26 protein-coding genes and 1 other RNA gene are annotated in these 22,776 nt (G+C 68.9%); 1 reads left to right on the top strand and 26 read right to left on the bottom strand.

What is annotated here, in order from left to right; all coding sequences use genetic code 11:
- Nucleotides 1-47: 47 nt before the first annotated feature.
- From ftsH to QO015_RS18050, 26 genes are all read right to left on the bottom strand, one after another.
- A complete protein-coding gene (gene ftsH / locus QO015_RS18175) occupies nt 48-1,970 on the bottom strand; it encodes an ATP-dependent zinc metalloprotease FtsH (protein ID WP_266283391.1) in 1,923 nt (640 codons plus the stop codon).
- 136 nt (nt 1,971-2,106) lie between these two features.
- Nucleotides 2,107-3,414, bottom strand: coding sequence for a tRNA lysidine(34) synthetase TilS (gene tilS, locus QO015_RS18170; protein ID WP_266283390.1), 1,308 nt, complete (start codon nt 3,412-3,414; stop codon nt 2,107-2,109).
- Nucleotides 3,401-4,399 carry a tol-pal system protein YbgF gene (ybgF, locus tag QO015_RS18165; RefSeq protein WP_266283389.1) on the bottom strand — a complete coding sequence of 333 codons (999 nt, stop codon included), beginning with the start codon at nt 4,397-4,399 and terminating at the stop codon, nt 3,401-3,403. The genes tilS and ybgF overlap by 14 nt, the downstream gene beginning before the upstream one ends.
- 185 nt (nt 4,400-4,584) lie before the next feature.
- Complete coding sequence (gene pal / locus QO015_RS18160; protein WP_266283388.1) at nt 4,585-5,079, bottom strand: peptidoglycan-associated lipoprotein Pal; 495 nt, start codon at nt 5,077-5,079, stop codon at nt 4,585-4,587.
- A gap of 210 nt (nt 5,080-5,289) precedes the next feature.
- A complete protein-coding gene (gene tolB, locus QO015_RS18155) occupies nt 5,290-6,663 on the bottom strand; it encodes a Tol-Pal system beta propeller repeat protein TolB (protein ID WP_266283387.1) in 1,374 nt (457 codons plus the stop codon).
- A gap of 94 nt (nt 6,664-6,757) precedes the next feature.
- Complete coding sequence (tolA, locus tag QO015_RS18150; RefSeq protein ID WP_266283386.1) at nt 6,758-7,723, bottom strand: cell envelope integrity protein TolA; 966 nt, start codon at nt 7,721-7,723, stop codon at nt 6,758-6,760.
- 7 nt (nt 7,724-7,730) lie between these two features.
- Entirely contained in the window at nt 7,731-8,189 is a 459-nt protein-coding gene (tolR, locus tag QO015_RS18145) for a protein TolR (RefSeq protein ID WP_266283385.1), read from the bottom strand.
- A gap of 3 nt (nt 8,190-8,192) precedes the next feature.
- A complete protein-coding gene (gene tolQ, locus QO015_RS18140; protein ID WP_266283863.1) occupies nt 8,193-8,885 on the bottom strand; it encodes a protein TolQ in 693 nt (230 codons plus the stop codon).
- A gap of 232 nt (nt 8,886-9,117) precedes the next feature.
- Nucleotides 9,118-9,585: a tol-pal system-associated acyl-CoA thioesterase gene (gene ybgC / locus QO015_RS18135; protein WP_266283383.1), complete on the bottom strand. Its 468-nt coding sequence runs from the start codon at nt 9,583-9,585 to the stop codon at nt 9,118-9,120.
- On the bottom strand, nt 9,582-10,622 hold the full coding sequence (gene ruvB, locus QO015_RS18130; RefSeq protein ID WP_266283381.1) for a Holliday junction branch migration DNA helicase RuvB: 1,041 nt from the start codon (nt 10,620-10,622) through the stop codon (nt 9,582-9,584). Before ruvB ends, ybgC begins: the two co-directional genes overlap by 4 nt.
- Before the next feature lie 54 nt (nt 10,623-10,676).
- Nucleotides 10,677-11,219: a hypothetical protein gene (locus QO015_RS18125; RefSeq protein ID WP_266283380.1), complete on the bottom strand. Its 543-nt coding sequence runs from the start codon at nt 11,217-11,219 to the stop codon at nt 10,677-10,679.
- Nucleotides 11,216-11,713, bottom strand: coding sequence for a hypothetical protein (locus QO015_RS18120; RefSeq protein ID WP_266283379.1), 498 nt, complete (start codon nt 11,711-11,713; stop codon nt 11,216-11,218). Before QO015_RS18120 ends, QO015_RS18125 begins: the two co-directional genes overlap by 4 nt.
- 40 nt (nt 11,714-11,753) lie before the next feature.
- Nucleotides 11,754-12,371, bottom strand: coding sequence for a Holliday junction branch migration protein RuvA (ruvA, locus tag QO015_RS18115; protein WP_266283378.1), 618 nt, complete (start codon nt 12,369-12,371; stop codon nt 11,754-11,756).
- The gene (locus QO015_RS18110) at nt 12,368-12,781 is read right to left on the bottom strand and encodes a type II toxin-antitoxin system VapC family toxin (RefSeq protein WP_266283862.1); all 414 of its coding nucleotides are present in this window, start codon (nt 12,779-12,781) and stop codon (nt 12,368-12,370) included. The genes ruvA and QO015_RS18110 overlap by 4 nt, the downstream gene beginning before the upstream one ends.
- A complete protein-coding gene (locus QO015_RS18105) occupies nt 12,774-13,022 on the bottom strand; it encodes an AbrB/MazE/SpoVT family DNA-binding domain-containing protein (protein ID WP_266283377.1) in 249 nt (82 codons plus the stop codon). The genes QO015_RS18110 and QO015_RS18105 overlap by 8 nt, the downstream gene beginning before the upstream one ends.
- Before the next feature lie 80 nt (nt 13,023-13,102).
- Nucleotides 13,103-13,612 (bottom strand): crossover junction endodeoxyribonuclease RuvC, encoded by a 510-nt coding sequence (gene ruvC / locus QO015_RS18100; protein WP_266283375.1) that lies wholly within the window; start codon nt 13,610-13,612, stop codon nt 13,103-13,105.
- 62 nt (nt 13,613-13,674) lie between these two features.
- On the bottom strand, nt 13,675-14,424 hold the full coding sequence (locus QO015_RS18095) for a YebC/PmpR family DNA-binding transcriptional regulator (RefSeq protein WP_266283374.1): 750 nt from the start codon (nt 14,422-14,424) through the stop codon (nt 13,675-13,677).
- 96 nt (nt 14,425-14,520) lie between these two features.
- Entirely contained in the window at nt 14,521-15,777 is a 1,257-nt protein-coding gene (locus QO015_RS18090) for a tetratricopeptide repeat protein (RefSeq protein ID WP_266283373.1), read from the bottom strand.
- The gene (locus tag QO015_RS18085; RefSeq protein ID WP_266283372.1) at nt 15,774-16,484 is read right to left on the bottom strand and encodes a thiamine phosphate synthase; all 711 of its coding nucleotides are present in this window, start codon (nt 16,482-16,484) and stop codon (nt 15,774-15,776) included. The genes QO015_RS18090 and QO015_RS18085 overlap by 4 nt, the downstream gene beginning before the upstream one ends.
- 91 nt (nt 16,485-16,575) lie before the next feature.
- Complete coding sequence (locus tag QO015_RS18080; protein ID WP_266283371.1) at nt 16,576-17,364, bottom strand: inositol monophosphatase family protein; 789 nt, start codon at nt 17,362-17,364, stop codon at nt 16,576-16,578.
- Nucleotides 17,365-17,475: 111 nt separating this feature from the next.
- Nucleotides 17,476-18,297, bottom strand: coding sequence for a TIGR00282 family metallophosphoesterase (locus QO015_RS18075; RefSeq protein WP_266283369.1), 822 nt, complete (start codon nt 18,295-18,297; stop codon nt 17,476-17,478).
- 23 nt (nt 18,298-18,320) lie between these two features.
- Nucleotides 18,321-18,929 (bottom strand): 5-formyltetrahydrofolate cyclo-ligase, encoded by a 609-nt coding sequence (locus QO015_RS18070; protein ID WP_266283367.1) that lies wholly within the window; start codon nt 18,927-18,929, stop codon nt 18,321-18,323.
- A gap of 37 nt (nt 18,930-18,966) precedes the next feature.
- Nucleotides 18,967-19,125, bottom strand: a non-coding RNA gene (ssrS, locus tag QO015_RS18065) — 6S RNA.
- An 87-nt stretch (nt 19,126-19,212) separates the two neighbouring features.
- Nucleotides 19,213-19,731 (bottom strand): pyridoxamine 5'-phosphate oxidase family protein, encoded by a 519-nt coding sequence (locus QO015_RS18060; protein ID WP_266283365.1) that lies wholly within the window; start codon nt 19,729-19,731, stop codon nt 19,213-19,215.
- Between the two features lie 63 nt (nt 19,732-19,794).
- Nucleotides 19,795-20,160, bottom strand: coding sequence for a cell division protein ZapA (locus QO015_RS18055; RefSeq protein WP_266283363.1), 366 nt, complete (start codon nt 20,158-20,160; stop codon nt 19,795-19,797).
- A 17-nt stretch (nt 20,161-20,177) separates the two neighbouring features.
- The gene (locus QO015_RS18050; protein ID WP_266283361.1) at nt 20,178-20,459 is read right to left on the bottom strand and encodes a DUF4164 domain-containing protein; all 282 of its coding nucleotides are present in this window, start codon (nt 20,457-20,459) and stop codon (nt 20,178-20,180) included.
- 289 nt (nt 20,460-20,748) lie between these two features.
- Between QO015_RS18050 and tkt the strand changes: the two genes are divergently transcribed.
- The gene (gene tkt, locus QO015_RS18045; protein WP_266283359.1) at nt 20,749-22,740 is read left to right on the top strand and encodes a transketolase; all 1,992 of its coding nucleotides are present in this window, start codon (nt 20,749-20,751) and stop codon (nt 22,738-22,740) included.
- Nucleotides 22,741-22,776: the final 36 nt, after the last annotated feature.

Raw genomic sequence — 22,776 nt, 5'->3', positions numbered from 1 at the left:
AAGGGCGGCCCGAAGGCCGCCCCCTGAATTCTGCGAAAGACCTTGGATCAGGCCTGCGGCTGCGGCTCGAGACCGCCGCTGTCCTTCGGACGAGGTCCGCGTGTCGTCGGAACGACCGAGGGACGCGAGGGCGGAACGTCATCGCCCGTATCGCGCACCGGCGGCTTGCCGGCGAGCAGCCCGCGGATTTCCTCGCCGGTCAGCGACTCGAACTCGAGCAGGCCCTGTGCCAGCGTCTCGAGATCGGCATGCTTCTCCGAAAGGATGCGGCGGGCGTCGTCGAGGCCGGTCTCCACCAGGCGGCGCACCTCGGCGTCGATCTTGCGCGCCGTCTCCTCGGAGACGTTCTGCGTGCGGGAGACCGAATGACCGAGGAACACTTCCTCCTGGTTCTCGCCATAGGCGACGGTGCCGAGTTCCTCCGAGAAGCCCCAGCGGGTCACCATCGCACGAGCGAGACGGGTCGCCTGCTCGATGTCCGACGCGGCGCCGGAGGTCACCTTGTCCTTGCCGAAGGTGATCTCCTCGGCGATGCGGCCACCCATCATGATGGCGAGGCGCGAGGTCATCTGCTCGTAGCTCATCGAGAGCTTGTCGCGCTCGGGAAGCTGCATGACCATGCCGAGGGCACGGCCGCGCGGGATGATCGTCGCCTTGTGCACCGGATCGGTAGCCGGAACGTTCAGCGCGACGATGGCGTGGCCGGCCTCGTGATAGGCGGTCAGCCGCTTCTCGTCCTCGGTCATGACCAGCGAGCGACGCTCGGCGCCCATCATCACCTTGTCCTTCGAATCCTCGAACTCGCGCATGGTCACCATGCGCTTGTTGCGGCGGGCAGCCATCAGGGCCGCCTCGTTGACGAGGTTCATCAGGTCGGCGCCGGAGAAGCCGGGCGTGCCGCGGGCGAGCGTCTTCAGGTCGACATCGGGGGCCATCGGCACCTTGCGGGCGTGCACCTTCAGGATGCGCTCGCGGCCGACGACGTCCGGGTTCGGGATGATGACCTGACGGTCGAAGCGGCCGGGACGCAGCAGCGCCGGGTCCAGCACGTCGGGCCGGTTGGTCGCGGCGATGATGATGATGCCTTCGTTCTGCTCGAAGCCGTCCATCTCGACGAGCAGCTGGTTCAGCGTCTGCTCGCGCTCGTCATTGCCGCCACCGAGGCCGGCACCGCGATGGCGGCCGACGGCGTCGATTTCGTCGATGAAGATGATGCACGGCGCGTTCTTCTTCGCCTGCTCGAACATGTCGCGCACGCGGCTGGCGCCGACGCCGACGAACATCTCGACGAAGTCCGAACCCGAGATGGTGAAGAACGGCACATTGGCCTCGCCGGCGACGGCGCGGGCGGTCAGCGTCTTGCCGGTGCCGGGCGGGCCGACCAGCAGCACGCCGCGCGGAATGCGGCCGCCGAGGCGCTGGTACTTCTGCGGATCGCGCAGGAATTCGACGATCTCCTGAAGGTCTTCCTTGGCCTCGTCGACACCCGCGACATCGTCGAAGGTGACGCGGCCATGCGCCTCGGTCAGCAGCTTTGCCTTGGACTTGCCGAAGCCCATCGCCTTGCCGCCGGCCCCGCCCTGCATCTGGCGCATGAAGAAGATCCAGACCGCGAGGATCAGGAACATCGGGAACCAGGAGATCAGCACGCCGATCAGCGAAGTGCCGGCCTCGGACGGCGGCTTGGCCGAGATCGCGACGCTCTTCGCCTCGAGGCGCTTCACGAGGTCGGAATCCTGCTGGGGCGCAAAGGTCTGGAACGGCGCGTTGTCGGTGTAGGAACCGCTGATCTGCTGGCCGGAGATCACGACACTCTTCACACGGCCGGAATCGACGTCGGTCAGGAACTGCGAATAGGCGATGTCCTGCCCGGCCGCGCGCGGACCCGGATTCTGAAAGAGATTGAACAGCGCGATCAACAGCAGGCCGATGATGACCCAGACTGCGAAATTGCGAAAATTCGCGTTCATAGAAATCCCTTCAAGGGCGGTGAGCCGCGCTGCCGCGCCGCTCGTCATCGGCTAAGATAGGTGGACGGGCCGATGAAGCCAAGACGAGGCCGCGTCCGGCCCCGGCAATAAATGCCCGAATGGTTGAGGCGGCCGGTCATAGATCATCGCTTCGGCTCCGATCAAGCAGTCGATCCTTCACGATGGAGCGTGTGGTGAAGGAAATTCCGTCGGGTGGCGCCACCCCCGCGAGCGGGGCGGCGATGATGCCTTCGGGTCCGATCAGCGCCGGAGTCGCCGCGAGCGCGAGCGGCAGCGCATCGACGATACAGCCGCGGACGGCGCGGCGTCCGTCCACGCCGAGCGCCCCAAGCCGGGCGCCGGGCGGCGCGCCGGCGATCGTGACGGCGAAACGCCCGTCCCAGACGGCGTCGAAGCCGCCGGCGACCGCCATTTCCGGCAGCCCGTCGCGGCCCGCCTCGCGCTGGAAGCGGAAGAGCCCCTTGCGACGGTCGACGACGACGCCGGCAACGGTGCGCTTCAGCGGCTCGCCGTCATTTGCCATCGCCGCCACCAGAGCGCCGATGCCGCTGAGTCGCGGTGGATAGGTGCTTCCGCCGACGGCGCGCAGGATGCGCGACACCGCGCGCAGCAGCGTCTCCTCCGGCTCTGCCAGCGCCGCCGCGACGTCCAGCCGCACGCCACCTGCTTCGTCGATGACCGCAGCGGTGGCGAACAGGCGCTCGACATAGGCGTCGATGGCCAGGGCGGCGGAGCGGAACCGCGCGGCCGTGGCGACGAGGCGGGGCGTGTCCAGCCCCTCGGCAGCGAGGCGCGGCATCAGCGCGCGCATACGGGCGCGGGCGAAGCGGCCATCCTCGTTGTGCGGGTCGGCAACGGGCTCGAGACCGGCCCGCGAGACCATGGCGGCGAGATCGGCATGGCGGAGCACGAGCAGCGGCCGTGCGATGCGCAGCCCGTCCCGCTCCGTCTCGGGCTCCATCGCCGCGAGCCCGTAGATCCCCGATCCGCGCGCGAGCCGCAGCATCACGGTCTCGGCCTGGTCGTCGGCGTGATGCGCGGTCATGAGGACGCTCGCCCCAGCCTCCCGCGCCGCGGCGCCGAGCAGGCGGTAGCGCAGGGCGCGCGCAGCCGCCTCGATATCCGACGGCGGCAGGGATGTATCGGCGGCCAGCGCCCTGAACGGCAGTCCGAGCGAGGCGGCAACCCGCCCGACCATCGCGACCTCGGCGGCGGCCTCGGGCCTGAGGCCGTGATCGAGCGAGAGGACGATCAGCCGGGGTGCCGCGCCGCCGTCGCGCCAGCGCGCGGCGAGCAGCATCAGCGCGAGGGAGTCGGCCCCGCCGGAGACGGCGAGCGCGAGCGCGCCCTCCCCGCTCCAGCGCGCGAACAGCCGCGCCGGATCGATCGCAGCGCCCGCCCCTCCGCCGTCAGCAGCTCGCACTAGCCTGTTCGGTCTTCACGCGCTGGAGAAGCGCGTTCGACGCCTTCGGATATTTCTTGAGGATCTCGGCATAGGTGCCGCAGGCCGCGTCGCGCTGGCCGAGCCCGACCAGCGACAGGCCGAGCTTCAGCAGCATGTCGGGCGCCTTGGCGCTCTTCGGATATTGCTGGTAGCCGGTGAGGAAGGCGTCGGCGGCGCCGCGGAAATCGCCGCGCTGATAGAGGCTCTCGCCGATCCAGTATTGCGCGTCGGGCGCCAGCGGATCGCCTGGATAATTGGCGAGGAAAAGCTGGAAGGAGTTCTCGGCGACGTCGTAATCGCCCTTGAGGACGAGGTCATAGGCCGCGTCGTAGTCGTTGCGCGAGTCGCCGCTCGGCGCGGGCGCTGCGCCAGCACCGGGCGGTGGCCCAGCCAGCGTCGCGAGGTCGAGCGGCTGGCCGCCCGGCCCTGCGGGAAGTTCGCCGAGGCTTTGCGGCGGGGCTCCGGGCCCCGTCGGCGCGCCCGCTGGGGCGGCAGCGACCGGCGCCGAGCCGATCGCCTGTCCGATGGGATCGGCGGCCGTGCGCGGCGCCTGCGGGGCGGCCGCGACCGGCTGCGGCGCCGCGGGGGCGGCCGAGCCGGTCCGCCGCGCGCCGGCCGGCTGCATCGCCCTGATCTGCGCCTGAAGCTGGTTGAGCTGGAAGGTCAGTTCCTCGATCTGGCCCGTCATCTGGCGCATCTGCTGCTCCATGCGGTCCATGCGCATGGCGGCCTGCGCCTCGCTGGCGGGAGAGGCGGCCCGCAACGGCGCCACGCCCGGATCGGGCGCGACACCGACATCGGCCGGCGGCGCCACGGCATCCTGCGGCGGCTGTACCTGTGTCTCGCGCTTGTTGAAGAGATCAAACAGCCCCGCATGGGCAGGGGCCGGGCCAAGGCCCGGGCCGAAGGTCGGCAGCGTCAGCGCGGCGAGCGCCACGGCCAGCAATCTTGCGCGTGTCGTCATGGGTCCATCCGCTGGGCGGCGGCAAAGTCCGCTCTGGAGCTGCCGCGCGGAAACGCGTGGGCAAAATCAGGCCCTTCGCCTTCGGAACTAGCCCCGCGAGTTCGGCCAAAGTGAGGCCGAAAGCGAAGCGGCGGCCCCGTCGCCGGGAGCCGCCGCCTCACGCGATCCGCTGGTGGACGTCGCGATTACATGGCGTTGTCGAGCACCGTCACGGCGCGACGGTTCTGCGACCAGCAGGAGATGTCGTTGCAGACCGCGACCGGGCGCTCCTTGCCGTAGGAGATGGTGCGGATGCGCGCCGGGCTGATGCCGAGCGAGACGAGATAGTTCTTCACATTCGTCGCGCGGCGGGCGCCGAGCGCGATGTTGTATTCGCGCGTGCCGCGCTCGTCGGCATGACCCTCGATCGTGACCTGGTAGCGCGGATAGCGCTTCAGCCACGCCGCCTGCTTCTGCAGCGTCACCTGGCCCTGGGCCGAAACATCGGTCTGATCGGTATCGAAGAACACGCGGTCGCCGACATTGACGACGAAGTCCTGCGCGCTGCCCGGCGTGGCCGAACCGATGCCGCCGGCGCCTTCAGGGCCACCCGGCTTGTTGGCGCAGGCGGCCAGCATCAGCGCCAGGCCGAGGAACGCGACGAGCTTGATCCCGTGCGAGACCGATCGAATATCCATCATCAAAGAAACTCCTTGTCCACCATGCTCGGACCTGTCCGCTCTTATCAGCCGCTTGGTTAAGCGCGGGTTCAGGAACAGGGTTGACCGAGGGTTAACCGTTGCATCGCGGCAAGCCGCGGTTCATCCAAAGCCCTTGATCCGCCATCGCATTCTTGATGAACGCGCGCCGGCGGCGGCGGATCCCCTCGCCGCGGCGCAAATCGGCAGCGGTCAGTCGATCAGCGGCGACCAGGCCGGATCGGACGCGAAATTGGCGGTCGGCACGCGCATCTCGTTGTAGCCGGTCAGGTCGATCGACCAGAGCTGCGGGCCGCCGGTCGGGCCGGGAATGTCGCGGAAGAACATCAGCACGCGGCCGTTCGGCGCCCAGGTCGGGCCCTCGTTGTGGAAGCCCTCGGTGAGGATGCGCTCGCCCGAGCCGTCCGGCTTCATGACGCCGATGGCGAAGCCGTTCGCGGACTGGCGCGTGAAGGCGATGAGATCGCCGCGTGGCGACCAGACGGGCGTGGAATAGGACCCCTGGCCGAACGAGATGCGCGTCGGGTTCGAGCCGTCGCCGCCCATCACATAGATCTGCTGGCCGCCGCCGCGATCGGAGGTGAAGGTGACCTGCGAACCATCCGGCGAATAGGACGGGCTCGTGTCGATGGAGGCCGAGTTGGTCAGCCGCGTCGTCTTCCGCGAGCGCAGGTCCATCGCATAGATGTTGGCGTTGCCCTGGTCCTCCAGGCTCATGACGATCTTCTGCCCATCGGGCGAGAAGCGCGGCGCGAAGGTCATGCCCGGGAAATTGCCGACCAGCTCACGCTGCCCGGTCTCGATATTGAGCAGATAGACCCTCGGCTGGTCCTGCCCATAGGACATGTAGACGATTTCCTGCGACGACGGATTGAAGCGCGGCGTCAGCACGAGATCGTTGCCACGCGTCAGGAAGCGGCCATTGGCGCCGTCCTGGTCCATGATCGCGAGGCGCTTGACGCGCCTGTCCTTCGGGCCGCTCTCGTCGACATAGACGATGCGGGTGTCGAAATAGCCGGTGTCGCCGGTGAGCCGCTCATAGATCGCGTCGGCGATGATGTGGGCGACGCGACGCCAGTTGTCGGGGCTGGTGAAGAACTGCTGGCCGGCCATCTGCTGGCCCGCATAGATGTCCCAGAGACGGAACTCCGCCTTGAGGCGGCCGTCGGCCTGCCGCGTGACGCCGCCGGTGACGAGCGCCTGCGCGTTGATCACTGTCCAGTCCTGGAAGCGCGGTACCTGGTCGGCGCGCGTGATCTTCTCGATGAAGGACGCCGGATCCAGCGGCTGGAACAGCCCGGAGCGCTTCAGGTCGGCGGCGACGACGCCTGAGATGTCGGCCGCGAGCTGCGCATCCGCCTCGCTGCCGCCGATGAAGTTCGGGATCGCGATCGGCAGCGGCGCCACATTGCCCTGCGTCACGTCCAGGCTGACCAGCGCCGCGGCCGGACCGCTCGCCAGAAGCCCGGCGGCGAGCGTTGCCGCGCCGATGGGAAGCGAGGCGAGCGCCGCGCGGCGGGTCAGGCGCAGCCCACCGGCCCGACCCTCAGCTGCGTGTACCGTCATGTTGAAATTCCCTCGATCCGAACGTATCGCCGCGATGCCCCCGTCGATCGGCCGATCATCGGCCCGAATAACGGCGGCGAGGTGACGATGACTGTCAAAGCTGCGGACTGAAGCGCATCTGCACTTCGCTCCACTGGTCGTATTTCTCAGCCGGAAGCTGATAGGGGCCGCACTGCAGGATGGCGCGTACCGCGCCTTCCGCCGCGACCGTCCCGTAATTGCTCGCCGGATACTGCTCGACGCTCGGCGTCCCGTTGACGGTACCGTCCTGGTTGAGCTTGAAGCGGATCGTCACCGTCACCTCGCGCGGATCGGTCCAGCCAACCGGCAACTGCCAGCAGCGTTGAACCTGCGCGCGCAGCGCGTCGAGCTCGCTCTGCGTCATCATAGCCGTCGGGTTGCGGGCCTCCGCGGCGCCGAAGCTCTCCGGGTTCTGGTTGGCCTCGGCCCCGCCCGCCGGCTTCTGCCGGTCGAGCAGTGCCGAGATGCGGTCGGGATCGAACTTCGAATCCGTGGCGTTCTGGGTCGGCGTCTGCGGCTTCTGGACGGCCGCGGTCTGTTCAGGCTTCGGCGGCGCCGGCTTGACGCGCGGCTTCGGGGCCGGCGGCGGCGGGGGTGCCTCGGCGACCTTTTCCGGCTCGGCCGGCTTCACCGGGGCCGGCTCCTGCTTCGGCGGAGGCGGCGTTTCCTTGGGCGGCTCCGGCGGCGGCGCCTGTTCGGCCGGCGGCGTCGGCGCGGGCGGCTGCTCGGCCGGCTTCGGCGGCGGCGGTGTCGGTTCGGCCTTGGGCGGCGGCGGGGTCGCCGGCGGCGTCGGCTTCGGCGGCGCCGGCGTCGGCTTCGGCGTCTGCTGCTTCTCGGATTTCTCGGGCGAGGGCGTCGGCTTCACCTCTGCCGTCTTCTTGCCCTTCTGCAGGCTCGTCACATCGGCGATCGGCACCAGCTCGACCGGCAGCGCCTCGACGGTGCTGGCGTCGAACGGCTTCGTATCGGGCAGGCCGAACAGGCCCCAGACGAGCAGGAGCAGATGGGCCAGAACGGAGGTGATGAGCCCGGTGCGCATGCGGAAATCATCCGCCGTCGGTGCTGATCGTGACCAGACCGATGTTGCGATAGCCGGCACCGGAGATGGCGCCCATGACCTGCATGATGGCGCCGTAATTGCTGCTCTTGTCGCCGCGCACGAAGATGCGCTCGTCATAGCCCGTGGTGGCGATCGCCTTCAGCTTCGGAATGAGCTCGTCGAGCGTGACCTCGGTTTCCTGCAGGAAGATCTTGCCCGCCGGATCGATGGTGATCGAGATCGGGTCCTTGTCGGCCGAGAGCGCCTTCGCCTGCGTCTCGGGCAGGTCGATCGGAACGCCGGCTGTGAGCATCGGCGCCGAGACCATGAAGATGATGAGCAGAACGAGGATGACGTCGACGAACGGCGTGACGTTGATCTCGCTCATGACCGCGGTCGAGCGCCGGCGCCGGCGCCCGCCCCTGCGGCCGCCTCCCCCGCCCGATCCGCCGACCGACATCGCCATTCTCTACACCCTCTCGTCGATCTGGCGCGACAGGATGGCCGAGAATTCGTCGGCGAAGCCTTCGAGCCGCGACGTGATCTTGCCGGCGGAGCTCGACAGCTTGTTGTAGGCGATGACGGCGGGAATGGCGGCGATGAGACCAAGCGCGGTCGCCATCAGCGCCTCGGCGATGCCGGGCGCGACGACGGCGAGCGAAGTGTTCTTCGAGGCCGCGATGGCCTGGAAGGACGTCATGATGCCCCAGACCGTGCCGAAGAGACCGATGAACGGACCGGCGGAACCGACGGTGGCGAGGAAGAGCAGCCGGCTCTCGAGCCGCTCGCTCTCGCGCGTGATCGTGACGTCGAGCACCCGATCGATGCGCATCTGCAGGCCGATCGGCGAACGCGCGCCAGCCTCGAAGGAGCGCTTCCACTCGCGCATCGCCGCGACGAACAACGCCGCCATGGCCGAAGCCGGGCGGCTGGACAGCGAGCGATAGAGGTCCTCGAGCGACTGGCCCGACCAGAAGACCTTCTCGAAGCGGTCGATCTGGCGGCGCACGCGTCCGAAGAGCAGCACCTTGTCGATGATGATCGCCCAGCTCCAGATCGAAGCGAGGGCGAGGCCGAGCATCACGCACTTGACGACGATATGCGCGTGGAGGAACAGCGTGATGAGGGACAGGTTCGGCGCGTCAAGCGCGGCCTGGCCCACGTCGGCCGGATTCATTCGCTTCAAACCTCTCGGGGTTGACCCTCGCGCGCCTTCGGCGCTCGCGAGGTCGGGACCGGCCCTCGAGCAGATCCCCGCCTGGAACGATGCCCTTGCAAGCGGCGGGCCGGACGAGCCTTTCCGGTCGCTGTCTCGCCTTCAATTTTGTCGAAAAGAGGGCTTGCAGCCGCTTCCGCGCCCGTTCCTTATACCCCCCGCATGGTTAATCAATTCCTTATTGAGGCGCTGCGGCAAAGCGCTCCGCCAGCGCGTCCGGGATCCGGCTCGGCCTGCCGGCGCGGTTGACGAGAACGACTGTCACCGTCGCATCGACCAGCAGCTCGTCGCCCCGGCGGACCTTCTGCGACAGGATGATGCGCGCGCCGCGGATCTCCTTCGGCCGCGTCACGACCTCGACGACGTCGTCGATCCGCGCCGGGCGCCGGAACTCGACCTCGAGCCGATGCACCGCGAAGGCAAGCGGCTCGCCGGTCTCGCCGGCATCGAGTGCCGAATGATGCACGCCGAGCAGGCGCACATACTCCGTGCGGCCCCGTTCCAGGAAGCGGATATAGGAGGCGTGGTAGACAACGCCCGAGAAATCCGTGTCCTCGAAATAGATGCGCACCGGCAGCACATGGCCGTCGGCGGTATGGCGTCCGGACGAGGGCATCCCCTCGGCGGTTCCGATCTCGCCCGTCATTGGTCTTCCTCGAAGAGCGGCATCTGCACGACCGACGGCGCGATCGGCACGGCGAGACCGAGATGGGCGAAGGCGTGCGGCGTCAGGATGCGGCCGCGCGGCGTGCGCTGCACCAGCCCCTGCTGGATGAGATAGGGCTCAACGATCTCCTCGATCGCGTCGCGCGGCTCGGCGATGGCGGCGGCGATCGTCTCGATGCCGACCGGCCCGCCGCCGAACGAGGCGGCGATGGTCGAGAGATACCGCCTGTCGAGCTGGTCGAGCCCCATGGCATCGACCTCGAGGCGGATCAGCGCCTTGTCGGCGACGGCCCGGTCGATCTCCCCCGGGCCCTCCACCAGCGCGAAGTCGCGCACGCGGCGCAGCAGCCGGCTCGCGATGCGCGGGGTCCCGCGCGAGCGGCGCGCGATCTCGTGTGCACCGTCAGCCGTCATGCCGATCCCCATCAGCCGCGCGCCGCGCGAGACGATGTGTTCGAGCTCGGGCACGGTATAGAACTGCAGCCGCACCGGAATGCCGAACCGGTCACGCAGCGGCGTCGTCAGGAGGCCGAGCCGCGTCGTCGCGCCGACCAGCGTGAATTTCGAGAGTTCGATGCGCACCGAGCGCGCCGCCGGCCCCTCGCCGATGATGAGGTCGAGCTGGAAGTCCTCCATGGCCGGATAGAGGATTTCCTCCACCGCCGGCGAGAGGCGGTGGATCTCGTCGATGAAGAGCACATCGCGCTCTTCGAGATTGGTGAGAAGCGCCGCGAGATCGCCGGCCTTGGCGATCACCGGGCCGGATGTCGCGCGGAAATTGACGCCGAGTTCGCGCGCGACGATCTGCGCCAACGTCGTTTTCCCGAGGCCGGGCGGTCCGACGAAGAGAACGTGGTCGAGCGCCTCCTTCCGCGCGCGCGCCGCCTCGATGAACACCGAGAGATTGGCGCGCGCCTGCGCCTGGCCGACGAAATCGGCCAGGACCTTCGGGCGCAGCGTGCGCTCGTCATCGTCATCGGGCCGCGCTGCCGCGCCGACCAACCGGCTCTCGCTCATTCAACCTCCTGGCGGCGCATGGCGTCCGCGCCCCGTGCGTAGCAGACCGGCCGGTCAGGCTCCACGATCAATGTAGCGCCGCCCCGCCGCCGCGGCCCGCCAGCAGGCGAGCGTCGCGACGAGGCTTCCGATGACGACCCAGCCGGCGAAGATGCCGATCCGCGTCGCGCCGACGAAGCGGATGCCGTAGCCGACGACGACGATATCTGCCGCGATGCCGACCACGAGACCGGTCAGGAGCGCGAAGCGGAGACTCGCGCCACCGGTGACCAGGCGGCGCAGCGCGATGATTGTGCCGCTCACCGCGCTCGGGCCGATCAGCATGCCCCAGACCGCGGTCCAGCCGAAGCGCAGCACGACGAGCGTCAGCCCGATCGCCACTGTGACCGAAGCCGCGGGATCGAAGCGCCGTCCCTCGGCGAGCGAATCGACCGCGTCCCCGGCGAGATTGGCGGCGACGATGCCGACGAGGACCACAAGCCCGAGCACCAGCGGCCCGCCGATGAGGAACACCGCGATGCCGAGGCTCGCTTCCAGCAGATCGCGCCGCGCGGTGGGGCGCTCCGGCTCGAGGCCCGGCGGTGCCGGCACGCTCACGCGGCCACCTTCGCCTGCGATCGTCTCCGCCGCCCGACCGCGATCCACCAGCAGACGCCGCTCGCCGCGGCGGCCGAAAGGATCAGCCAGACCGGCACGGCCGGATATCGGACGAGCGCGCGGATTCCGAGCCTGATCACGCCCGCCGCCAGGACGAGCGCTGCCGCGCCCCCGCCCGTCAGCGCCGCGTGCAGCAGGCCGGACCGTCCGGAAGCCGCCTCGCGCAAGGCGACGATGATCCCCGTCGCCGCCGCGGGCAGCAGGCCGACGAGATAGGCGATGACGACGGTGCCGACCGAGATCGTCGCGACCTCGCCGAGACTTCCAGGATCGAGCATCTGGACAAACACAGCCAGCGACAGCATCGCCACCAGGGTGAACAGCAGAGGGCCGAAGAGCACGAAGATCGCGACGATGCGGATGAAGAGCGCGGATCGTCCTGTGAGCGTGGTGCGCTCGCCCCCGAAAGCGGGCCCGGCGCCGCCCCCGTTCACGGCGACCTCTCCACGAAAAAGCAGGCCAAGGGCGGCGCGCTCACCGCGCGAGTTCCTTGAGGCCGAGGCGGATCAATTGCTGCGTCGTCGCGTCCTCGCCGGCGCTGCGCGAAGCGGCCGCGACGGCGGAGGCCGCCTGCACCTGCGCATAGCCGAGATTGACCAGCGCCGAGACCGCGTCGGCAACCGGCTGCGGGGCGCGCTTCTCCGCGACCGCGTCGTTAAGGGCGATGGCGCCCGGTTCGACGCTGGCATAGGCCGGCGCCTTGTCCTTGAGCTCGGCCACGACGCGCGCCGCCACCTTCGGCCCGACGCCCTGCGCCCGCGCGACCTGCGCCTTGTCGCCCATGGCGATGGCGGTGGCGAGGTCGCCCGGCTTCAGCACGCCGAGGATCGCCAGCGCCACCTTCGCGCCGATGCCCTGCACGGTCATCAGGAGGCGGAACCACTCACGCTCGACATCGGAGGCAAAGCCGTAGAGGCGGATCATGTCCTCGCGGACATAGGTTTCGATGGCGAGCACCGCCGCCTCGCCGACCGCGGGCAGCGTCTGCAACGTGCGCGTCGAGCAGTGGACCTGATAGCCGACGCCGCCGACATCGAGGATCACCCAGTCCTCGCCGAAGGAATCGACGAGCCCCTTCAGCTTGCCGATCATGGCCGCTCCGGCGAGATGATCTGGAGCTCGGGGAAATAGACGGCATAGTTGCCGCGGTCGCGCGTCAGCAGCCGATAGCCGCGCGATGCGGCATGGGCGCCGATGAAGAAATCGGGGAGCGGCGCGGTCCGCACCCCGCCGCGACGGCGATAGGCGAGATAGACCTGTCCGGCGCCGAAGGCCGCATCCCAAGGCAGATCTTCGCGGACGAAGGGATGCTCCGTCAGGATTTCGTCCAGCGCCTCTTTTTCGCGGAAGCCGGAGCCGACTTCGGCATAGACGATCTGGTTGATCACCACAGCGCCCTGATCGAGCGCATCCGCAAGCATGCGGCTGGACCATGCGAACCACTGCGAATCCTTCGCCAGCACGTCCAGCAGCACATTCGTGTCGACGAGCGTGTCAGTCATCGCCACGCAGCAGCTTCATGATCTCATCCGTGGAAAGGTCACGATTGGCCGTGGCCGTCCCCGCAATGCGCGCAACGAGCTGCTCGCCCTTCGTCAGCTCGCGCGGCGGGCCCCTCTCGATCTTGCGCAGCGTGATGACGTTGCCGTCATGGCCGAGCTCGACCTCCTCGCCTGGACGGATCCCGACCCGCTCCAGCAGCTCCTTGGGCAGGGTCACCTGCCCGTTCGCATTGACGCGCATGGCGTTCGTCCGTCCTGATATTCCGAACCGAGGCTAGAACAATTGCGGAACAACCGCAAGGCGAGGCGCGGCCTCGGGACCTAGCCCGCCAGCGCCTTCATGCGAGCGAGCGACACGCGGTGATGGGCGTGGCAGATGGCGACCGCGAGCGCGTCCGCGGCATCGTCGGAATCGAAATCTGCCTTCGGCAGGAGAACGCCGACCATCATGCGAATCTGCGCCTTCTCGGCATGCCCGGCGCCGACGACCGTCTTCTTGACCGCGTTCGGCGAATACTCGGCGACCGGAATGCCGGCCAGCGCCGGCACCAGCAGCGCGATGCCCCGCGCCTGGCCGAGCTTCAGCGTTCCCGCCGCGTCCTTGTTGACGAAGGTCGCCTCGACGGCCGCCTCGTCGGGCTGGAAGGCGCCGACGACCTTGGTGAGGCCGGCATGCAGTTCGACGAGGCGCTGCGCCATTTCGCCGTCGAGGCCGGCGCGAACCGTGCCCGCGGCGACATAGGACAGCGCATTGCCGCGGCTCTCGATGAGCCCCCAGCCGGTGCGCCTGAGGCCCGGGTCGATGCCGAGTATGCGAATCACGGATGCCATCCTCGTTGTGGTAGCCGAGGATGACCCGCCAGAAAAGAACGATTGGTGAACGTAACGACCGATCAGGCGGCGGTCAGCTTCTGCAGCACCTCGTCCGACACCTCGAAATTGGTGTAGACGGCCTGGACGTCGTCGTCGTCGTCGAGCTGGTCGATGAGCTTCAGCAGCGAAGCCGCCTTCTCCTCGTCGACCGGAACGAGGTTCTGCGGCCGCCAGACGACCTTCGCCGATTCCGGCTCGCCGATCGCTTCCTCGAGCGCCTTGGCGACATCGCCGAAATTCTCGAAGGACACGGTGATGACGTGGTTCTCGTCGGAGCTCTCGACATCGTCGGCACCGGCCATGATCGCCGCTTCCATCACGGCATCGGCGGTTCCCGCCTCGGCCTTGTAGGTGATCTCGCCGACATGGTCGAACATGAAGGAGACGGCGCCCGTTTCACCGAGCGCGCCGCCGGCGCGCGTGAAATAGGAGCGAACCGCGCTGGCCGTGCGGTTGCGGTTGTCCGTCAGTGCCTCGACGACGACGGCGACGCCGCCCGGACCGTAGCCCTCGTAGCGGATCTCGTCATAGTTCTCGCCGTCATTGCCGAGCGCCTTCTTGATGGCGCGGTCGACATTGTCCTTCGGCATGTTCTCGGCGCGCGCGTTCTGGATCGCGAGGCGCAGCCGCGGGTTCATCTTCGGGTCGGGCAGGCCGAGCTTCGCAGCGACGGTGATCTCGCGGGCGAGCTTGGCGAACAGCTTCGAGCGCTTGGCGTCGGCCGCGCCCTTGCGGTGCATGATGTTCTTGAATTGTGAATGGCCGGCCATCGTCGGAATCCCCGGACTGCAGAAGCGGCCCGTCGGAGCCGCGCGAATGACCGCCGCTTATAGGCAGTCGGACCGTCGAAATAAAGCCGGCGGCGCTCAGTTCGCCGGCGCGGCGGGCGCCGGAGCGTCCGGCGCGGCGCGGGCCGGCTTCGCTCCCGGATTGGGCTTCAGCCCCGGCGCCGGCATCTCCGGCTCCGGGCCGCGCCCGGTCGCGACGGGGGCCGAAGGTCCGGTGGCCTTGCCGAGCGGCTGCGCGGCGGTGGCTTTGGGATCGCGTCCTTCCGGCCAGTGATCGGCCTCCGACTCCGCCTTCTTCCTATCGGCCTCGGTGAGACGGGCGACGAAATCGTCGAGCCATTCGTCCTTGGCGCCCGATCGCAGCGCCACAAAATGCCATTTCGCCGCCTCGAGGCGGTCCTGCGGGACACCGGCGCCGACCGCGAGCATGCGCGCATAGCGGTTCTGGGCGATCGGGCTGCCGGCCAGCGCGGCACGCCTGAACCAGGTCGCGGCCGTCGCCTCGTCGCGCGGCACGCCGATGCCGTTGAAGAGGCGGATGGCATATTCGACCTCGGCGTCGGAATGGCCCGCCTCGGCCGCCTTGGCCAGCCACATCGTGGCGATCGTGTCGTCGAGCACGACGCCGTCGCCGGCGCCATAAAGCTGGCCGAGCGCATATTGCGCGTCGGCGCTGCCCTTGGCGGCGGCCCGGCCGAAATAATCCGCCGCCTTCAGCGGATCGCGCGGCCGCACCTCGCCTTCGAGATAGAGCAGGCCGAGATTATACAGCGCGGCGCGGTCGTCCCATTTGGCGGCCTGCTCGAAGGCGTCGGCGGCCTTGGCCTTGTCCTTCGGGACGCCTCGCCCGTCGAGATACAGAAGGCCGAGCTGCAACTGCGCGGCCGGGTCGCCGCCCAGCGCCGCCTGCTGGAACCAGGCCGCGGCGGCCTTGTCGCTCTGCTTGATGCCGAGCCCGTCGAGATAGAGCCGCGCCACCAGCGTCTGCGAAACCGGGTCGCCGAGCCGCGCTCGCTCCAGCGCCAGCGAGAAGGCGGTGAGATAGAGCCCGCGCTGGAACGCGCCGAAGGCCGGATCGCCGACATCGACATCGAGACCGCGACCGGAGCGCAGGAAGTCGCCCGGCGTCGGCAGCAGACCCGCATCCGGCGGCGGCACCCCGAGCAGCGGATCGGGCGGCGGCTGGAATTTCTCGGCCTGGGGATCGGCCGGCTTGGCTTCCGTCGCCGAGACATCCGGCTTCGGCGCCGGCTTCGGTGCGCTGGCCGCGACAGCCGGCATCGCCGCGAGCAGCGCGGCGCAGAAGGCGAGCCCGGCCGGAAGACGGCGGCTCACGACATCGTCTCCGCCTGCGCGGCGAGCACCAGCCGGTGCGCGGTCTCGACGGCCGCGGCCGCGCCGTCCGGATGTGACCAGATCGCCGAACGCAGCGCGATGAACTCGACCCGCGCCGCGGCGGCCTCAGCGATCGAGGCGAGGTCGCTGCCGCCCATCACGATGGCCGGAATCTCGAACAGCGCGCTCCACCAGGCGGCGAGGTCGAGCGTCTTGTCATGAATGGCCGGGCCGGCGTCGCCGTCGAAGCGGCCGAAGAAGAGATAGTCGCATTCGGTCTCGGCGAGCAGCATGGCGTCGTGGCGGCTGTGGATGCCGCCGCCACCGACGATGCGGTCCGGCCGCAGCGCGTCGACGGCGCGGCGAAGATCGGCAAGTCCGGTATCGACATGCAGGCCGTCGGCGCCGCAGCGCTCGAGCAGCGCGCCGTCGGTGACGATCGCGGCCGTGCCGTTCGCCTGCGCGATCGGCACCAGCTTCTCGGCCGCCGCCTGCCGCGCTTGAGGCTCCAGCCCCTCGGCGGCGATGATCAGCGACGTCACCTCGCCTGCCCGGAGCGCGGCGTCGAGCAGGGGCGCGAATGCGGCAGGATCGAAGGCCGGCGGCGTGATCAGGCAAAGCCTTGCGAAAGGCGGCTCGATCGGCTCCGGCTTCTTCTTGCCGCGCTTGTCCTTCGGCGCTCCGCCGCGAGGTTTCGATGGGGCCATGCTGACCGGCGCTTCCTCGGCTTCTTGTCCTCGCCGGCTAGACCGGCACAGGCTTGTGGCGAAAACGGGACGCGGCCCCGCCCGGCCCGTGTCAGGCCTTGGCGAGCGTCGCGAGAAGGCGGCGCTGCACGGCCTCGTTTCCGGCGCAGATATCGCCGGTCTCGAGCATGCGATCGCCGCCGGATAGGTCGGAGACGAAGCCGCCGGCCTCACGGACGAGCAGCATGCCGGCCGCGATGTCCCAGGGCTTGAGGCCGTCCTCCCAGAAGCCGTCATAGCGGCCGGAGGCGACCCAGGCGAGATCGAGCGCCGCGGCGCCGGCCCGGCGCACGCCCGACGTCTCCATCATGACGGCGGCGAGCTTCTTCACATAGGCGGCGTGGCCGGGCTTGCCGAGATGCGGAATCCCGGTCGCGATCACGCAGTCCGGCAGCGCCGAGCGCTGCGCGACGCGCAGGCGACGCTCGTTCATGAAGGCGCCGCCACCGCGCTCGGCGACATAGAGTTCGTCCATGACCGGGTTGAAGATCACGCCGGCGACGATCTGGCCGTCGCGTTCCAGCGCGATGGAGATCGCGAAGATCGGGATGCCGTGCAGGAAATTGGTGGTGCCGTCGAGCGGGTCGATGATCCAGCGATGCGAGCGGTCGCTGCCTTCGACGGCCGGCGACTCCTCGGCGAGGAAACCGTAGCCGGGGCGGGCCTTGGAGAGCTCCTCGACGATCGTCCGCTCGGCCTTCTTGTCGGCGGCCGAGACGAAGTCGCCCGGCCCCTTCACCGAGACCTGCAGTTGCTCCACCTCGCCGAAATCGCGCGCCAGCGCGCGCCCGGCCTTGGTCGCGGCACCGACCATCACGTTGAGAAGGGCCGAGCGGGCCATGGCGAAAACTCCTGTTCAGCAACGCCGAGCGCGGCGCAGCATGCCGGCGAGGCCGGCATCGGACAATGTCATTTCGGCGGGCGCCTCTCCCATCACGGACGACGCGCGCCGTCAACCCCAGAAGGGCGGCAACCGCTGCTCCAGCGCGCCGCCGATCGAGACCGGCGCGACGGCGAGCGCCAGCCCGCTGCTCTCGTCGATCTCGACCGCGAGCCCGCAGAGCGTGCCGCTGCCAGAGGCGGGCGAGAAGCGCGCCGAGGGAATCTTGGTCAGGAAGCGCCGCACCGGCTCCTCCTTGTCCATGCCGAGCACGGAATCATAGTCGCCGCACATGCCGGCATCGGACTGGTAGGCGGTGCCGCCCGGCAGGATGCGGTGATCGGCGGTCGGCACATGCGTGTGCGTGCCGACGACGAGGGTGACGCGGCCATCGAGATAATGCGCCGCGGCCTGCTTCTCACTCGTCGCCTCGGCATGGAAATCGACGACGATCGCATCGGCCTGCTCGCCGAGGGGACAGGCCGAGATCTCGCGTTCGAGCGCCGCGAAGGGATCGTCGAGCGCATCCATGAAGACGCGGCCCATGACATTGACGACGAGGACGCGCGCGCCATTGCGGGCGACGAAGAGATTGGCGCCGCGGCCGGGCGTTCCGGAGGGGAAATTGACCGGCCGCAGGAAACGCGGCTGCCGCTCGGCGAAGACCAGCGCCTCGCGCTGGTCGAAGGCATGGTTGCCGGTCGTCACGACATCGGCGCCGGCATCGAGCACATCCTGGAGGATTTCCTCCGTAATGCCGAAGCCGCCGGCGGCGTTCTCGCCGTTGATCACCACGAAATCGAGACGATGCCGCTCGACGAGCGCCGGCAGGCGATCCGCGACCACGGCGCGGCCGGGCCGCCCGACGATGTCACCCAGAAACAGCAGCCGCACGGTCGCTCCCAAGCATCGAGGCTTCAAGATCCATGACCGGTCACCCGGCCCGGATGATCCGCCGCGATCAGTTCTTCCTCCGTGACGATGAAATCGAGGGGAATGTCGTGCGGCTCGTCAGGAACCTTGTCGACTTCCTGCGCCGCGAAGGCAAGACCGAGCAGGCGCGGACGACGGCCCTTCGCGGCGAGCGCGTCGATCGCCCGGTCGTAGTGGCCCTTGCCGTAGCCGATCCGGTGCAGACGCCGGTCGAAGGCGGCGAGCGGCATGATCATGAGATCGGGGGTCACTTCGGGCGAAGCGGGCGACGGCCCGAGCGTCCCGAACCCGGCCGGGACCAGAGCCTCGCCGTGCTGCCAGCGACGGAAGACAAGTCCCGACGGCGTCGTCACCGGGAGGGCCGCGATGGCCCCCCGCTCGGTGGCGACCGCAAGAAGCGGCATCGGGTCGGCCTCGCTGCGGATCGGCCAGTAGGCCGAGACGACGAGACCGGTGAGATCGACGAGAATGGGCTTTGCGCGCGCCACCGCCGCGGCGGAGGCGGCAGCGCGATGGCCCTCGCTGAGAGCGTCGCGCCGCGCGAGGGCTGCGGCACGAAGGCCCGACTTCAGCAGCGCGGTGTCGGCGGACAAGGAGAAAGAAGCCCGTCCTGCGGGAGAGAGGGGAAGTGGCGACCCACGATGGGCCGATGGATTGATCGATCCCGGGAACCTACAACGTAGGTGGGCGCCGTATATCCGAGCCCAGGGGCCCAGTCAGGGACAGCTCCCTTTTGGATCGATAAGGCCCCGGGGAATATTGTCATCCTGTCGGGCCGCGCAGCATCGCCGAAAGCGAATATAGGGCAGCCGCGATGTCGCCGCTAGGGCGGGCGGGAAACTGTCCCCGCCCTTCCCCTGCGAACGACAAAAGCGCTCAGCGGAACACCACCGTCTTGTTGTCGGCCACCTCGTTCGGCGGCTCGCCGGTCAGCATCATCTTCGCATAGCCGTAGAGGTGGACCATGGTCGAGGACGGCGCATCCCAGTATTCCGCGATCTCAGGCTCGACCCGGATCAGCGCGATCTTCGGATCGTCGGGACCGTCGGGGAACCAGATGCGCGCCGGCTCCGACCAGAGGGCATGGATCTTGTCGCGCTCACGCGAAATGGTCGCCGTGCCGGAGATCGAGACGTAGTTCTGCTTGTCCTCGTCCGAATAGGACAGCAGCACGCTCGGCTCCTGCTCGAGTTCCTCGATCTTGCCGGAGCCGGCATCGGTCAGGAACCAGAGCGCGCCCTCGAGCGGCTCCTTGCCGGTGGCCATCGGGCGCGCATGCCAGCGTCCGCCCTCGCCGAGGCTCGCCATCATGGCGATGCGGGCATCGGCCACCAGCTCGAAGACCTTGTCCCGGGCGGCGGGGTCGTTGGTGACGTCTGGGCTGTTCGCAGTCATCGCGTTTCCTTCCTTCGAGACGTTTCGTCGGGAAGGGAACGGCGGGGGCGGAAGCCGGTTCCGCTAGTCGCGATCGGCAGCGAGGCGGTCGGCGAAGCCCTCGAGCCGCATCGCGACATGATCGACGGCGCGGGCGAAGCCCGCCTGCGCCTCTTCGTAGCGGGCGATCACGGCGGCCTTGGTCTCGTTGACGCCGGCAAGCTCGGCCTCGAGGCGGCGAATGCGTCGATAGGCCTCGGAGAGTTCGTCGCCGAGGGTCAGCGCCGCCATCACGGTCAGCCGCTGGTCGCCGATCTCGCCGAAGCTCTGCCGCAGCCGGTCGATCGTGACGTTCAGCCGCTCGGCGAGGCCTTCGAGATGGGCTTCCTGCCCATCGTCGCAGGCCATGCGGTAGACCTTGCCGTTGATGGTGACGTTGACCTGCGGCATCGCGCGGCCTCCCTGGGTCAGACCCCGTGGCGGTCGAGAACCGACCGGATGGTCTCCATCGCCGCCACGAGCCGGCGCGACACGTCCTGATTCGCATCCTCGAGCCGATCGGAACGCGCTTCGGCGGCGTCGAGCGACTGGGCGAGTCGCGAGCGGTCGAGATTGACCCGGTGGAGTTCGCCTTCGAGCTGCTGCTGCCGCCCGGCGCTGGATACACGGCCGTCCACCGCGGCTTCGAGCGTGTCGAGCGCCGCGTTGAGGCGCCGAAGCGCCGTCTCGATCGGTGACGATCCCTGCATGTCCCGCGCCGGTTCAAGCCCGCTCGACGAAGCCTCGCTCGGCGGATTCTAGGCGCCGTGCGAAGCGACCGTCAATGGTTCGATGCCGGCGAACAAAACCGCGGCGGACGCGCGGAATCACGGGGCTCCGGCACCCGTCGGTGTGATTGACTCGACTCCCTGACCTGTTATTTGTCGCAGCGGGTTACAGGGGGCGGGGTCAGTGCCGAAGCCCTCGATCGGGCACGGCCCGGCGCGGCACCCCCACCGGCTAGGCGGTTCTGCCCCCCTCTGGAGCGAAGAGCGAACCATGACTGATCCGAACATCGAAGCGCGCATGGCCAATGCCATTCGTGCGCTTGCCATGGACTCCGTCGAGAAGGCCAAGTCCGGCCATCCCGGCATGCCGATGGGCATGGCCGATGTCGCGACGGTGCTCTTCAACCGCTTCCTGAAATTCGACGTCGCCAATCCGCACTGGCCGGATCGCGACCGCTTCATCCTCTCGGCCGGCCACGGCTCGATGCTGCTCTATTCGGTGCTCGAGCTGCTCGGCTCCAGCGTCGTGACGATGGACGAGCTGAAGCAGTTCCGCCAGCTCCACTCCAAGACCCCCGGCCATCCCGAGAACTTCCACACCACGGGCATCGAGACGACGACCGGCCCGCTCGGCCAGGGTCTCGCGATGTCGGTCGGCTTCGCGCTGGCCGAACGCATGCTCGCTGCCGAGTTCGGCGAGGATGTCGTCGATCACCACACCTATGTGATCGCGGGCGACGGCTGCCTCATGGAAGGCGTCAGCCACGAGGCGATCGACCTCGCCGGCCATCTGAAGCTGAACAAGCTCATCGTCCTCTGGGACGACAACCGCATCACGATCGACGGTCACACCGATCTCGCCACCTCGATCGACCAGGTTGCGCGCTTCAAGGCGTCGGGCTGGAACGCCGAGCATGTCGACGGCTTCGACCGCGAGGCGGTCGCCGCGGCGATCGAGCGCGCCAAGGCCTCCGACAAGCCGTCGATGATCGCCTGCCGCACCATCATCGGCTATGGCGCGCCGACCAAGGCCGACAGCCACGCCTCGCACGGCTCCGCCCTCGGCGCGACCGAGATCGCCGGCGCGCGCGAGAAGCTCGGCTGGCCCTACCCGGCCTTCGAGATCCCCGAGGATGTCGCAGGCGCATGGCACGAGGCCGGCAAGCGCTGGATCAAGGACCGCGAGGCCTGGGAGGCCCGGTTCGCCAAGCTCGACCACGAGAAGAAGTCCGAGTTCAAGCGCCGCTTCGCGGGCGAGCTGCCGGGCAACTTCGAATCCGCCATCGAGGCCTACAAGCGCACGCTGTCGGACACGAAGCCCAAGGTCGCGACGCGCAAGTCGTCCGAGATGGCGCTCGACATGCTGACCGCGGTGATCCCCGAGATGGTGGGCGGCTCGGCCGACCTCACGGGCTCGAACCTCACCCGGGGCAAGCCGCAGAAGCCGCTGACGCCGGACGATTATTCGGGCCGCTACATCCATTACGGCATCCGCGAGTTCGGCATGTCGGCGGCGATGAACGGCATCGCCCAGCATGGCGGCTTCATGCCCTATGGCGGCACGTTCCTCGTCTTCTCCGACTATGCCCGCCCGGCCATCCGCCTCTCGGCGCTGACCGGCGCTCCGGTCATCTATGTCATGACGCATGACTCGATCGGCCTCGGCGAGGACGGCCCGACCCATCAGCCGGTCGAGCATCTCGCGGCGCTGCGTGCGATTCCGCACCTGAACGTGTTCCGTCCGGCCGACGCCGTGGAAGTCGCCGAGGCCTGGCAGATCGCGATCGAGAGCCGTCACCGGCCCTCGCTGCTGGCGCTGTCGCGCCAGAACCTGCCGGTCCTGCGCGTCCAGCATTCGTCCGAGAACAAGTCGGCCCGCGGCGCCTATCTCATCGACGGACCGGAAAGCGCCGACGTGACGCTGTTCGCGACCGGTTCCGAAGTCGAGATCGCCGTCAATGCCAAGGCCAAGATCGAGGCGGCCGGCCGCACGGCCCGCGTCGTCTCCGTCCCCTGCTTCGAACTGTTCTTCGAGCAGGACGAGGCCTACCGCGCCGCGACCATCGGCGACTCGAAGGTCAAGATCGCCATCGAGGCCGCGGTCCGCCAGGGCTGGGACGCGATCATCGGTTCGGACGGTCTCTTCGTCGGCATGACCGGCTTCGGCGCCTCGGCGCCGATCGAGGCCCTCTATCCCTATTTCGGGATCACCGCCGACGCGGCCGCCGAGGCGGCGCTGAAGCGGCTCGATTCCAACACCTGATCGATACGGCCGGGCGCGAAGCCCGGCCGCTCATGA

The organism is Kaistia geumhonensis (assembly GCF_030815145.1).
GTDB lineage: Bacteria > Pseudomonadota > Alphaproteobacteria > Rhizobiales > Kaistiaceae > Kaistia > Kaistia geumhonensis.
Note: the sequence above shows the minus strand (reverse complement) of the source record. Positions and strands in the feature narration are given on the sequence as shown.

Bases quoted from the DNA above. Each gene is read 5' to 3' on its own strand.
- QO015_RS18050 (WP_266283361.1), bottom strand. From the start codon at position 20,459: ATGCAGGGATCGTCACCGATCGAGACGGCGCTTCGGCGCCTCAACGCG.
- QO015_RS18105 (WP_266283377.1), bottom strand. From the start codon at position 13,022: ATGCGCGTCAATGCGAACGGGCAGGTGACCCTGCCCAAGGAGCTGCTG.
- ftsH (WP_266283391.1), bottom strand. From the start codon at position 1,970: ATGAACGCGAATTTTCGCAATTTCGCAGTCTGGGTCATCATCGGCCTG.
- pal (WP_266283388.1), bottom strand. From the start codon at position 5,079: ATGATGGATATTCGATCGGTCTCGCACGGGATCAAGCTCGTCGCGTTC.
- ruvB (WP_266283381.1), bottom strand. From the start codon at position 10,622: ATGAGCGAGAGCCGGTTGGTCGGCGCGGCAGCGCGGCCCGATGACGAT.
- QO015_RS18095 (WP_266283374.1), bottom strand. From the start codon at position 14,424: ATGGCCGGCCATTCACAATTCAAGAACATCATGCACCGCAAGGGCGCG.
- QO015_RS18080 (WP_266283371.1), bottom strand. From the start codon at position 17,364: ATGGCCCGCTCGGCCCTTCTCAACGTGATGGTCGGTGCCGCGACCAAG.
- QO015_RS18110 (WP_266283862.1), bottom strand. From the start codon at position 12,781: ATGACTGACACGCTCGTCGACACGAATGTGCTGCTGGACGTGCTGGCG.
- ruvA (WP_266283378.1), bottom strand. From the start codon at position 12,371: ATGATCGGCAAGCTGAAGGGGCTCGTCGATTCCTTCGGCGAGGACTGG.
- tkt (WP_266283359.1), top strand. From the start codon at position 20,749: ATGACTGATCCGAACATCGAAGCGCGCATGGCCAATGCCATTCGTGCG.
- QO015_RS18055 (WP_266283363.1), bottom strand. From the start codon at position 20,160: ATGCCGCAGGTCAACGTCACCATCAACGGCAAGGTCTACCGCATGGCC.
- QO015_RS18085 (WP_266283372.1), bottom strand. From the start codon at position 16,484: ATGGCCCCATCGAAACCTCGCGGCGGAGCGCCGAAGGACAAGCGCGGC.
- tolR (WP_266283385.1), bottom strand. From the start codon at position 8,189: ATGGCGATGTCGGTCGGCGGATCGGGCGGGGGAGGCGGCCGCAGGGGC.
- QO015_RS18060 (WP_266283365.1), bottom strand. From the start codon at position 19,731: ATGACTGCGAACAGCCCAGACGTCACCAACGACCCCGCCGCCCGGGAC.
- ybgC (WP_266283383.1), bottom strand. From the start codon at position 9,585: ATGACGGGCGAGATCGGAACCGCCGAGGGGATGCCCTCGTCCGGACGC.
- tolA (WP_266283386.1), bottom strand. From the start codon at position 7,723: ATGCGCACCGGGCTCATCACCTCCGTTCTGGCCCATCTGCTCCTGCTC.
- ybgF (WP_266283389.1), bottom strand. From the start codon at position 4,399: ATGACGACACGCGCAAGATTGCTGGCCGTGGCGCTCGCCGCGCTGACG.
- tolB (WP_266283387.1), bottom strand. From the start codon at position 6,663: ATGACGGTACACGCAGCTGAGGGTCGGGCCGGTGGGCTGCGCCTGACC.
- ruvC (WP_266283375.1), bottom strand. From the start codon at position 13,612: ATGGCATCCGTGATTCGCATACTCGGCATCGACCCGGGCCTCAGGCGC.